Genomic DNA, 11,942 nt, shown 5'->3' on the forward strand with positions numbered 1-11,942 from the left:
CGATACAGCGATGCGCGAGATGGACGAGTTCCGGCAGTTCGGATGAATAGAAGAGCACCGAGCCGCCGTCGGCGGCGAATTTGCGAATCGCCTCGTAGATCGACTGCTTGGTGCCGACATCGACCCCGCGCGTGGGATCGAAGAGCAGCAAGGTGCGCGCGCCGGTCATCATGACGCGCGCCAGAAGCGCCTTCTGCTGGTTGCCACCCGAAAGCTCGTCGATCTTGAAATGCAGGTAGCGCTCCTGAAGGTCGACCGCCGCGGCGGTTTTCCTCGCGGCGCGACGCTCGCCGGCGGGCCAGACGATGCCGCCCTGCGCAATGCGGGAAATGATCGGCAGCACCATGTTGCTGGCCGTGGTAAGGCCGCCGAGGATACCTTCCGATTTGCGATCCTCAGGCAGGTAGGCAAGGCCGTTGCCAAAATAGAGCGCGTCGCCTGGGCTGCCGATATGAGCGCGCACGCCGTCGATCTCGATGCTTCCGCCCTTCGCCTTGGCAAGGCCGACCAGTGTCCTGAACAGGTCGCGCTGCCCTTGACCTTCAAGCGCGGCGATGCCGACGATCTCGCCCTGCCTGACATTGAACGACACCTCGTTCAGGATGCCGCCCGAAAGGCCTTTGACGCTCAGCGCGATGGGCGCGGCATCACCTGCTACGGGCAATGTGTTGACCGTTTCACGCGCGCTGCGGCCGACCATCATCTCGAAGATGTTCTCGTCCGAGGCGCCCGAAAGCTCGACGGTGCCGATGCTGCGGCCGTTGCGCAGTATAGTGGCACGCGAGCACAAGCTGCGTACTTCCCCGAGGCGATGGGAAATATAAAGGATTGCGGTCTGCAAGGATTTTTGCCGCCGCACCAGCTCGAACAGCCATTCGACGTCGGCCAGCGCGGCCGTCGGCTCGTCGAGGATCAATAATTTCGAAGCGTGGGTGAAAGCACGGACGATTTCGAGCCGCTGACGGTCCGACAGCGAGAGCACACCCACGGGCGTGTCAGGATCGAAATACGCCAAACCATAATCCTTAAGCGTCTTTCGAGCGGAGGCTATCGCCGTGCGATGCGACGCGAGACCGAGCATGCCCCTGGGCATTTTCGGCAGCATCAGATTCTCGGCGATGCTGAGGTTGGGCAGCAGGCTGAGTTCCTGGAAGGCCGTCGCCACGCCCTGCGCCCGCGCACCGACGATGTCGTGCGGCGCATAGGGCGCGCCAAAGATCGACAGCGATCCGCTGTCCGGCTTCACCACGCCGCTGAGGATCTTGACAAGCGTCGACTTGCCGGCGCCGTTCTCGCCCAGCAGTGCATGGACTTCACCCGGACGCAGGTCAATGGAAACGGAATCGAGCGCGACTGTCGGTCCGTAAGACTTCGCAATCTTGGCGATGCGAACGGCTAGAGGGGTCTCGTCGGTGCTCATCCCTCCTCCCAAGGTAAGGTCGCAACTGCAGTGAGAACGTTCTCTGAGAACGTTCTCACCCTTTCATAAACCGATATTCGTTGTCAACCGGGTATTTGGCGGCCGCATCTCGCTCGACGGCATAGTTTGCGACTTCGCTTCGACATCGACACCGCGGGTCGGCTCATCGAGCAACAGAATTCGGCTGCCGGCATAGACCCAGCGCCCAATCACCACTTTCTGCTGGTTGCCGCCCGACAATGTGCCGACCGGCGTGTCGATCCGCGCCGTCTTGATGCCGATACGACGAATGATATCGCCCGCCGCGTCTGCCATGCGTGATGCCGAGATCACGCCGTTCACCGCCACTCTCGAGAAGTCGGTGGCGACGGTGTTCTCGTCAACGCCGAGTAGCGGCAAGATGCCATCCTCCTTGCGACTTTCAGGCTCATCCCGATTCCGCTTTTGACTCTCTCGCCATACGAGGCACTGGTGATGTTCTTTTGATCGAGCAAGACCGTACCGGCACGCACCGTATCGACCCCACCGATCGCCCCCAGCAGTTCGGTGCGGCCCGAGCCGAGCAGGCCGGCGAAACCCAGCACCTCGCCTCGCCTCGGGATCGAACGAGACACCTGAAAGCTTCGGTGGCACGGCAAGATCGCGCACCGACAACACGTTGTCTCCGCCCCTCGCCTCTCCTTTGCGCCACGAGTTGACCTAGCGCAGCACCGAGAAGCCTTAGGCGCCGGGCGGACCTGGAGGCGCAACCACCGACACCGACATTCGCTGATGGTGGCCATCTGAATTGAGAATTCGTCTCGAAGCAAAACAGCAAGATAATCCGGGTACACAATGAGGCGTGTCCCAGCCCTGATCCCATCAGTGATCCATCGCCTTGACGATCTCTTCAGTCATCTTCTTGGCATCGCCGAGCAGCATCATGGTGCCGTCCTTGTAGAACAGCGTGTTGTCGATGCCGGCATAGCCGGAGCCGAGCGAGCGCTTAACGAACAGGCAGGTGCGGGCCTTGTCGACGTCGAGGATCGGCATGCCGTAGATCGGCGACGACTTGTCGTCGCGCGCGGACGGGTTGGTGACGTCGTTGGCGCCGATGACATAGGCGACATCGGCCTGCGCGAATTCGGAGTTGATGTCCTCGAGTTCGAACACCTCGTCATAGGGCACATTGGCTTCGGCGAGCAGCACGTTCATGTGGCCGGGCATGCGGCCGGCGACCGGGTGGATGGCATATTTGACGTCGACGCCATTGGCCTTGAGCTTGTCGGCCATTTCGCGCAGCGCATGCTGCGCCTGGGCAACCGCCATGCCGTAGCCCGGCACGATGATGACTTTCTGGGCGTTCATCATCAGGTAGGCGGCATCGTCGGCGGAACCCTGCTTGACCGTGCGTTCGATGCCGTCATCGGCGGCCGCTGCCGTCTCGCCGCCGAAGCCGCCGAGAATGACCGAGATGAAGCTTCGGTTCATGCCCTTGCACATGATGTAAGACAGGATCGCGCCGGACGAGCCGACCAGTGCACCGGTGATGATCAGCGCCAGATTGCCGAGCGTGAAGCCGAGTGCGGCCGCCGCCCAGCCCGAATAGGAGTTGAGCATCGAGACGACGACCGGCATGTCGGCGCCGCCGATCGGGATGATCAGCAGGATGCCGAGCACCAGCGAGGCCGCAACGATCAACCAGAAGACCAGTTTGGACTCGGTGGTGACCAGCCTATTTGTATCACAATAAGAAACACATTAGGTATCACAAAATCGGAAATAGCCGCAAGGCTAATCACTAGCTGTCGAAACTTCTATAGTAAATTCAATAGCTTAGCGAGGAAAGTCGATGGTACCGTTGGCTGGGATCGAACCAGCGACCTCCGGATCCACAATCCGGCGCTCTAACCATCTGAGCTACAACGGCACGTTGCCTGAGCGGATCGAAACAGAAACTCATCCGCCCGCTCTGTCGTTCGGCGATGCGTCCTTACGGGCTTATGGATTCTAATTCAAGGCTTTTGGAAAGCAAAGGTCACTTCCCCACATCGACGCGGCATTTGCCCAGCAAGAAGGCGCAGGCAAGGGCCGGGCGACGGACAAAGAAAAAGGCCGGCGGGAGGAGGTGCCGGCCTTTTCCTGTTACGAGCCAGCGGGAGGAGGTGCTGGCTGGTCACCCGGGGAGCAGAGGGAGGAGGTTCCACTCACCGGGTATTCCTTGATGGCTGCTATCATACACCTGATCGTTTTTAAGAAAATGCGACCTTTTGTTGCATCTTCAGATCATGCGCAAATGTTAGGCAACCTTGATTTCCTTCATCGCCTTCTCGAAGGCGGTCTTGATCGGCTTGGAGACGTCCTCGGCCGCCTTGGAGGCAACGGCCTGGAAGTCCTTGGCCTGCTCGACGGTCGATTCGACGCGCTTGCGCAGGAAGGCGGTCTGCAGCTCGACGACTTCCGACAGCGACTTGGCGCCGATCAGGGCTTCGAGGTGGGAAAAGCCGGCCTCGGCATTGGCACGCAAAGCGGAGATGGTCTTGAGCGACAGGTCGTTGGAAACGGTCTTGGCGTTCTCGTAGGTCGACTCCAGAGCCTTCTGGGTCTCCTCGGCGCCGGTCTTCAGCTTGGCATAGGCCTCTTTCGACTGCTCAACGCCCTTTTCGGCGAAGGCGCGCATCTGGTCGGTGGCCTTGGAAGCGTCGAAGCTCGGGAATTCAACGTTTTCGATCGTCTCGGCGGTCTTGGTCCTGGACATTTTCCATCCTTTTCAGCGGCAGCGGCTTTGACAGAAAGCCGTCTCGTTCCTGTATGATGGCAATATAAAGGCAAATTTTGTGCGTTGCAATATCTTTGTTGCAGTGCACCATAAATTTCTTTTGGGCCGTTAACCAAGAGCCCAGATTCCAGCCTTTGCACGTTCTGGCTTGTGGACCTTCGCGCCTCCGGCTTTTATTAACAAAGCGTTAACTGCAAAATCGCCGCTCCGTGAGGTCCGCCAAGCGCATGCCGTCCGAATATTCCTTCCTCGATGTCGCCGTGCTCGACGCGGTCCGCCAGCGCTTTGCGGCAGGCGACGCGATCGCGATCCTGTCGGCGGATCTGGAGCAGGTGATCTGGGCCAACGGGCCAGGAGCCGCGATGTTCGGTTATCCCGACATCGAGGCGATCATCGGCGCCTCGGCGCAGTTGCCCGTGATCGCCAGGCGCCAGATCATGGCGACCAGCGGATTTCCCGAGATTGGCAGTGACCGCGCCATCATGGTGCGGCTGGCGACCGGCATGACCAGCCGCGCCGTCGGCTTCCTGGCCAGTGCGGTGACCATGCCGGACGCCGAAAAGGCGATCATGCTGGCAGTGCCGGCGGCTCAGACCGGGTCACGCAGTGCCGGCGAAATCGCCGCGCGCGCCATTAGCGGCCTCACCGAGGATGGTCATTTCATCGCCTTTGTCGATGCCGGGGGCAACGTCGAGGCGGCCTCGGAAGGATTTTCGGCACTGGGCATCCTGCCGGAGACGCTGGCGGCACTGGTTGCCGACGTCGCAGCCGAGAGCGACCGCATCGTCAAGCGCCTTGTCCCCGGCGGCACGGCCTCCTACCCGGCAGGGCTGGCAAGATTGACCGAGGAGCGGCATCTGCTGGTGGTGATCGACGAGGACCAGCTCGACGACACAGCCCCTGCGGGCGAACATCCTACGCAAACCATTGCCGAGACGGCACCTGCTGGCGACGCGGCTTCCCAGCCGGAACAGGGCCGCGAGGCACCGACCGACGAACCGAGCGCCTCGCAGCCGGCCGGCGACATCGCCGCATCGCAGCATGAGATCGCCGATGCGATCGGGCAGGCGCCGACGGCGGCTAACAGCGATCAGCCGGCAGCAGAGCGCATGCCCGCGCAGCACGACCATTGGTACTTCAACGCCGGCGAGGACGGAGGGCAACAGGCGCCGCGACCTGCCGCGTCCGGACCTGAAGCGCCTCAAGAGCCGGCCGCCCTGGAAGTCCAGTCCACGGCCACGCCGACGACCGTCTCGGCGATAGACCGCGCCGCGGCGCCGGTGCGCTTCGTCTGGCGCACCGATGCCGAAGGCAAGTTCAGCGCGCTGTCGCCGGAATTCGCCGACATCGTCGGCAAGCCGGCGGCCGACGTGATCGGCCGCCGCTTCCGGGATGTCGCCGCTACATTCGGCCTCGACCCCTCCGGCGAGATATCAGGGCTCCTCGAACGGCGCGATACCTGGTCCGGGCGCTCCGTGCTGTGGCCGGTCGTCGGCACCGATCTGAAGATACCGGTCGACCTGGCGGCGCTGCCTGTCTATGGCCGCAGCCGCGCCTTCGAGGGTTTCCGCGGCTTCGGCGTCGCCCGCGCCAGCGACGCGGTCGTCGATCCGGAGGCCATCGGCATGGCGCTGGTGCCCAATAGCCAGGCGCCGGCAACGCCGGAACCGCAAGTCATCCAACCCGCGCCCGAACAGCCGAACGCCGAAGAGCCCAAGACCGAGGACACGCAGGCATCGGATCCGTTCAAGGGCGAGGTGCCGGCGTTGACCATCGTGCCGAAACAGGAGCGGCGCTTTGCCGATAAGGTGATCCGGCTCGCCGAACATCGCCAGCCTGCCAACGACAAGGGCCTGTCGACCCTGGAACGCAGCGCGTTCCGCGAAATCGGCGAGCGGCTGAAGAAGGATAGCGCTCCGGTCGGGCCGCCAGAGACCGAGACTGTGGAGGCATCGGCAGAGGAGACCGAGGCTCCGGTCAATGCGTCGGACGACCCGATGCGCACCGACGGCATCCCTGCGTCAGGGCCAGAGAACGAACCGGTCGAGGCATCCGATGTCGATGCCGAAGACGACCGGGATCTGGCACGGCTTGACGGTCACGCGGACGAAGCCCCTCGTGACGCCCGCTCGGGGGTGAATGTGACGGGCTCGTTGCTCGACTATGCCGGCCAAGATGACGAACGTGGCCCCGTGGCGGCGGAACCAGAGAACACAGCTGCCGTTTCGCCCGGCGAAGAGCCTGAATCCACTGACGCGACACATGATGGCCTCGATGACGACAGCATGACGTCGGCGGATTTTCGCGATGCCGAAGACAATGAGGATTGGGCGCAGCCCGACGAGGAAGCCGCGTCGCCCGACGAGCAGACGGTTGGCGAGGAAACCGCAGGCGTCTCTGCGGAAATACCCCTCGAGCGCCCTCGCCTGCAGGTTCCGCCGCTCAAGGCCGAAGGGTTCGTGCCGTCGGCGTTTTCCGCCGGAGATGAACACAAGGCTCCGGACACGTCGCTGCTCGGCAAGCTGCCCGTGCCGCTGCTCATCCATTCCGGGGACCGGTTGCACTATGCGAATGAGGAATTCCTCAGCCTGACGGGTTACGAGGCGCTTGACGATCTGGCGGATGCCGGCGGCCTCGGCGCGTTGTTTGCCGACCCCTATGCCGACGACGGCGTTTCCGACGGCACCGATCGCGCGCTGCGGCTGAAAACGCGTGACGGACAGGAATTCCCGATCGAGGCCATTTTGCGCTCGGTCCCCTGGCGCGACGGCAAGGCGCTGATGCTGGTCGTGCGACGCTCCGGCGAGGATGATGCGCCGGCGAGCCTGCATGTGGTTGGCGACGAGCAGACGCAGCCGGATATTTCCGAACTCAAGGCGCGCATCGCCGAGATGCGCACCATTATCGACACCGCCACCGACGGCGTCGTGTTGATCGGCCGTGACGGCACCATCCGATCGATTAGCCGGCCTGCGGAAGCGCTGTTCGGCTTCGACAGCGACGATGTGACCGGCAAGCCGTTCGCCTCGCTGTTTGCGATCGAAAGCCAGCGCGCGGCGCGCGACTATCTCAACGGACTGTCCGAACCCGGCGTGGCGAGTGTCATGAACGACGGCCGCGAGGTGATCGGGCGCGAGTCGCAAGGACGCTTCATTCCGCTGTTCATGACCATCGGCCGGCTGCCCAACGACAGCGGCTTCTGCGCCGTCGTTCGCGACATCACGCAGTGGAAGCGGGCCGAAGAGGACTTGACGCAGGCACGTGCGGTGGCCGAGCGCGCGTCCTCGCAGAAGACCGATTTCCTGGCCCGCATCAGCCACGAGATCCGCACCCCGCTCAATGCCATCATCGGTTTTTCGGAATTGATGGTCGACGAGAAGTTCGGACCTGTCGCCAACGACCGCTACCGCGACTATCTGCGCGATATCAACCGCTCGGGCAATCATGTGCTCGACCTGGTCAACGACCTGCTCGACATCTCCAAGATCGAGGCTGGCCAGCAGGAGATGGCCTATGAGGCGGTGTCGCTCAACGACACGCTGGCCGAGACGGTGGCGATGATGCAGCCGCAGGCCAACCGCGAACGGGTCATCATCCGCTCCAGCTTCGCTTCGCGGCTGCCGGAAGTGGTGGCCGACCTGCGCAGCGTGCGCCAGATCGCGCTCAACATCCTGTCGAATGCCATCCGTTACACTCAGGCCGGCGGCCAGGTGATCGTCTCGACCGCCTATGAGACCTCGGGCGACGTCGTCATGCGGGTGCGCGACACCGGCATCGGCATGAGCCATGCCGAGATCGAGCAGGCGCTGAAGCCGTTCAAGCAGATCAACGCGCTGAAGCGCGGACGCGGCGACGGGACCGGGCTTGGACTGCCGTTGACCAAAGCGATGGTGGAAGCCAACCGTGCCCGGTTCACCATCAATTCGACACCGGGCGAAGGCACTCTGGTCGAGGTCGCTTTTCCGTCGACCCGTGTGCTCGCGGAATAGGTCAGCCCTCTCCGCGGTTCGGTCCCGATAAAAAGAAAAGGCGCCCAAAGGACGCCTTAAGAGATGGGATTGCTGTCACAACGGGGGCTTGAGCGAATTCGGATCCTCGGGGCTGAGGAACGGGATTTCTCCCTCAAGTTACCTGCGACTATCGACGCCGGACCTTAACAACTCCTTACCGGGGCTCCGGAAAATTTACGAATGTGTACCACTCATGAAATCTAGGTAAATTCTAGCGTGATATTTCGTTAACCATGCTGGAAAGGCCTTTTTCACCCATCTCGTTGCCTCCAACAGTGGCTCCTCTGGAGCGACATCCATTGGCGGTCACTCGGCCAGCTGTGGCAGGTTCTTGAACAGGTCGAGCGCTTCCGGGTTGGCGAGCGCTTCCTTGTTCTTGATGGCGCGGCCGTGCACCACGTCGCGCACAGCAAGCTCGGTGATCTTGCCCGACTTGGTGCGGGGAATATCCGACACGGCAACGATCCTGGCCGGGACATGGCGGGGACTGGCGCCACTGCGGATCTTAGCGCGTATGCGTTTTTCCAGATTCTCGTCGAGCTGCGCGCCGGCGGCCAGGCGCACGAACAGTACGACGCGCACGTCGTTGTCGAAGTCCTGGCCGATGCACAGCGCTTCCAGAATCTCCGGCATCTGTTCGACCTGGTTGTAGATCTCCGCCGTGCCGATGCGCACGCCGCCCGGGTTGAGCGTGGCGTCGGAGCGGCCATGGATGATCAGGCCGCCATGCGCGGTCCATTCGGCGAAATCGCCGTGACACCAGACATTGTCGAAGCGCTCGAAATAGGCCGCCCGGTACTTCTTGCCCTCGGGGTCATTCCAAAAGCCGATCGGCATCGCCGGAAAAGCCTTGGTGCAGACCAACTCGCCCTTCTCCTGCCGGACCGGCCTGCCGTCATCGTCCCAGACATCGACCGCAAGGCCAAGGCCGGGTCCCTGGATCTCGCCGGTCCAGACAGGCTGCGTCGGCACGCCGAGCACGAAGCAGGAGACGATGTCGGTGCCGCCGGAGACCGAAGCCAGATGCACGTCCTTCTTGATGCCGTCATAAACGAAGCGGAAATCTTCCGGCGATAGCGGCGAGCCGGTGGAGGAGATTGCCCGCACAGTGGCCAGATCATGCGTGCGGATCGGCTTGAGGCCAGCCTTGCGCACGGAATCGATGAACTTGGCCGAGGTGCCGAGGAACGTCATCTTCTCGGCATCGGCGAAATCGAACAGCACACTGCCGTCGGGGTAGAAGGGCGAACCGTCATAGAGCAGCAACGTGGCCCCCGAAGCGAGCCCCGACACCAGCCAGTTCCACATCATCCAGCCGCAGGTGGTGAAGTAGAAGAAGCGGTCGCCATCGGTGAGACCAGCATGCAGCCGGTGTTCCTTGACATGCTGGATCAGCGTGCCGCCGGCCGAATGGACGATGCATTTGGGAATGCCGGTCGTTCCCGACGAAAACAGGATGTAGAGCGGATGCGAAAACGGCAGCGGCTCGAAGGCAACGGGCTTGCCGACGAAGGGCGACAGCGCCTCTTCCAGCGCTACCGCCTTGTCGATGGTCCCGGCGACATCAGTCGATGTGCCGAGATAATCGACGACCAGAATCTTGCGGACAGTGCCGAGCTTGGCCGCGACCGCGGCGATCTTGTCGGCGACTTCGATCGCCTTGCCATTGTACCAATAGCCATCCGGCGCGATGAAGACGACGGGCTCGATCTGGCCGAACCTGTCGAGCACGCCCTGCTCGCCGAAGTCGGGAGAGCAAGACGACCAGACGGCACCGATCGAGGCCGCGGCCAGCATGGCGGCGACGGTCTCCGGCATGTTGGGCATCATGGCGGCAATGCGGTCGCCCTTCTTCACCTTGAGCGACAGGAAAAGCTGCTGCAGCCGCGAGGTCAGCGCGTGCAACGCGTTCCAGGACAGCCGGCGCTCGACCTTGTCTTCGCCGCGAAACACGATTGCGTCGCCTGAGCCGGTCTTCTTCAGCAGATTCTCAGCGAAATTCAGTGTCGCATCGGGAAAGAAAGAAGCGCCGGGCATCTTGTCGCCGTCGACGAGCAGGTTATCGCCCCTGTCGCCGACGATGCCGCAGAAATCCCAGATCAGGCTCCAGAACCCCTCACGGTCCTCGACCGACCAGGCATGAAGCTGCGAATACGAGGAAAACGCTACGCCGGCTTTCACTCCGGCGGCCTTGGTGAAGGCGGTCAAGGGTGCTGCGTCAATCTGGTCTTGCGTCGGGGTCCAGAGCGGTTGTCCGGCAGCCATGATCGTTCCTCCACGGTCGCCATCGCTTATGCATATCGCAGCGCAGCAGAGCAAGATTTTGTTCGGCTGATGCGACCAGATGTGCGCAAATGCCATCGCCGGGCCATAAAGACTTGAAATGCCTCAGCCCTAAGTCGTAGTGACAACTTGAAGTCGTGGTGGCGGCCGGAAGTCGTGGTCATGACTGGGGGTCGTGGTGACGACCGGGGTCGTGGTGACGATCGGGGTTACACCCGCCGGGCGATTTGTCGGAATGGAAGCATACGGGGCCATATGCCATCATCTATGATCCGGCGCGGAATATGGGCGATCGGCGCTGCCGTGATCGTCGTCGCGCTGGTCGTTGCCGCCCTGCCGCTGATTGCCTCCACCCGTATCGTGCGCGACCGCATCGCCTGGGAAATGAGCGCGTGGAGCGGCTTCCGGGTCGCCATCGACGGTTCGCCGCGCATCGAGGTCTGGCCGACATTCCGGGCAATCCTGACCGATGTGACGCTTTCACAATGGACCGACACCGAGGCGCCGCCTGTGGTCGAGGCAGAACGGGTCGAGGTCGACCTTTCCGCCATGGCGGCGCTGCGCGGCGACGTGGTGTTTTCGACGGCGCGGCTGGTGCGGCCGACGATCCGGGTCCAGCGCACGCCTGCCGGCCTTTTCCTGCCCGCTGTCCCCACCGGCGGGCGCATCACGCGTTCCATCGACACGGCGCGCGGCGTGGTCAATGCCGACCCCGCCAAGCCGGACCTCGACAAGCTGCCTACCGACACCTTCGGCACGGTCGAGTTTCGCGACGGCCGAATGGTAGCGTCCATCGGCGGCAAGGACGTCGAGATCCTGAGCAGTTTAAACGGTCAGGCGAATTGGGCGGCGATGAACAGCAATGCGACGCTGTCGGCAACAGGGATCTGGCGGGGCGAAAGCGTCGCGCTGGACGTCGCCTCGGCCAGACCGCTTGTGCTGTTTGCCGGCGGCACGGCGCCGCTGACGCTGTCCTTTAAGGCGGCGCCCGCCACCTTCTCGTTCGACGGCACGGCCAGCATGTCTGAAAATACCTATTTCGACGGTCAGGCGAAGTTCTCGGCACCCTCGCTGCGGCGTGTCCTGGAATGGTCGCAGGCCGGCATCGCTCCGGGTGCAGCGATCGGCTCGGTCAGCATTTCGAGCAAGATCACCGCGACCGGCGGGCGCGTCAAGTTCGACAACACGGCAATTGCACTCGACAACAATCCGGGGATGGGTGCACTGGACCTCTCGCTTGGCGAAGCACAACCTGTGATCTCCGGCACGCTCGCCTTCGACACGCTCGACCTCAGATCGTTTCTGTCAGCCTTCACCCCGCTGGTGCCGACCGGAGGGGCGGGACCCGGCGAAATCGACACAAGTTTCGCCGACAAGATCAATCTCGATCTGAGGCTGTCGGCAGCCCACGCCACGGCGGGACCTATCCAGCTCGCCGATGTCGCCGCCACGGCCCAGGTCAAGGATGGTC

General features: G+C 62.9%; 5 protein-coding genes, 1 tRNA gene and 2 pseudogenes. 2 read left to right on the top strand and 6 right to left on the bottom strand.

All coding sequences use genetic code 11. The annotated features are described in order from the left end of the window. The 5 genes and pseudogenes from EN964_RS10840 to EN964_RS10860 form a co-directional block, all read right to left on the bottom strand. Positions 1 to 1,420, bottom strand: a 1,420-nt coding sequence (locus tag EN964_RS10840; RefSeq protein ID WP_164775778.1) for a sugar ABC transporter ATP-binding protein, incomplete at its 3' end; no start/stop codon positions are given. Positions 1,421 to 1,546: 126 nt separating this feature from the next. After that, a pseudogene (locus EN964_RS39380) lies at positions 1,547 to 2,083 on the bottom strand (ATP-binding cassette domain-containing protein); the annotation flags it as partial. Between the two features lie 198 nt (positions 2,084 to 2,281). Then, positions 2,282 to 3,121 (bottom strand): annotated as a pseudogene (locus tag EN964_RS10850) (NAD(P)(+) transhydrogenase (Re/Si-specific) subunit beta); the annotation flags it as partial. A 131-nt stretch (positions 3,122 to 3,252) separates the two neighbouring features. Beyond that, positions 3,253 to 3,329: transfer RNA gene (locus tag EN964_RS10855), tRNA-His, on the bottom strand. 369 nt (positions 3,330 to 3,698) lie between these two features. Continuing rightward, on the bottom strand, positions 3,699 to 4,157 hold the full coding sequence (locus tag EN964_RS10860) for a phasin (RefSeq protein WP_127270189.1): 459 nt from the start codon (positions 4,155 to 4,157) through the stop codon (positions 3,699 to 3,701). 248 nt (positions 4,158 to 4,405) lie between these two features. On the opposite strand from EN964_RS10860, the gene EN964_RS10865 reads away from it, so the two are divergent. Continuing rightward, complete coding sequence (locus tag EN964_RS10865) at positions 4,406 to 8,167, top strand: PAS domain S-box protein (RefSeq protein ID WP_127276350.1); 3,762 nt, start codon at positions 4,406 to 4,408, stop codon at positions 8,165 to 8,167. Between the two features lie 327 nt (positions 8,168 to 8,494). On the opposite strand, the gene EN964_RS10870 is transcribed toward EN964_RS10865, so the two are convergent. Further along, positions 8,495 to 10,453: an acetoacetate--CoA ligase gene (locus EN964_RS10870; RefSeq protein ID WP_127270180.1), complete on the bottom strand. Its 1,959-nt coding sequence runs from the start codon at positions 10,451 to 10,453 to the stop codon at positions 8,495 to 8,497. A 273-nt stretch (positions 10,454 to 10,726) separates the two neighbouring features. Here EN964_RS10870 and EN964_RS10875 point away from each other — a divergent pair. Then, on the top strand, positions 10,727 to 11,942 hold a 1,216-nt coding region (locus EN964_RS10875), incomplete at its 3' end, for an AsmA family protein (RefSeq protein WP_127276351.1).

This window comes from Mesorhizobium sp. M7A.F.Ca.CA.001.10.2.1 (assembly GCF_003998575.1).
GTDB lineage: Bacteria > Pseudomonadota > Alphaproteobacteria > Rhizobiales > Rhizobiaceae > Mesorhizobium.

Bases quoted from the DNA above. Each gene is read 5' to 3' on its own strand.
- EN964_RS10870 (WP_127270180.1), bottom strand. From the start codon at position 10,453: ATGGCTGCCGGACAACCGCTCTGGACCCCGACGCAAGACCAGATTGAC.
- EN964_RS10860 (WP_127270189.1), bottom strand. From the start codon at position 4,157: ATGTCCAGGACCAAGACCGCCGAGACGATCGAAAACGTTGAATTCCCG.
- EN964_RS10865 (WP_127276350.1), top strand. From the start codon at position 4,406: ATGCCGTCCGAATATTCCTTCCTCGATGTCGCCGTGCTCGACGCGGTC.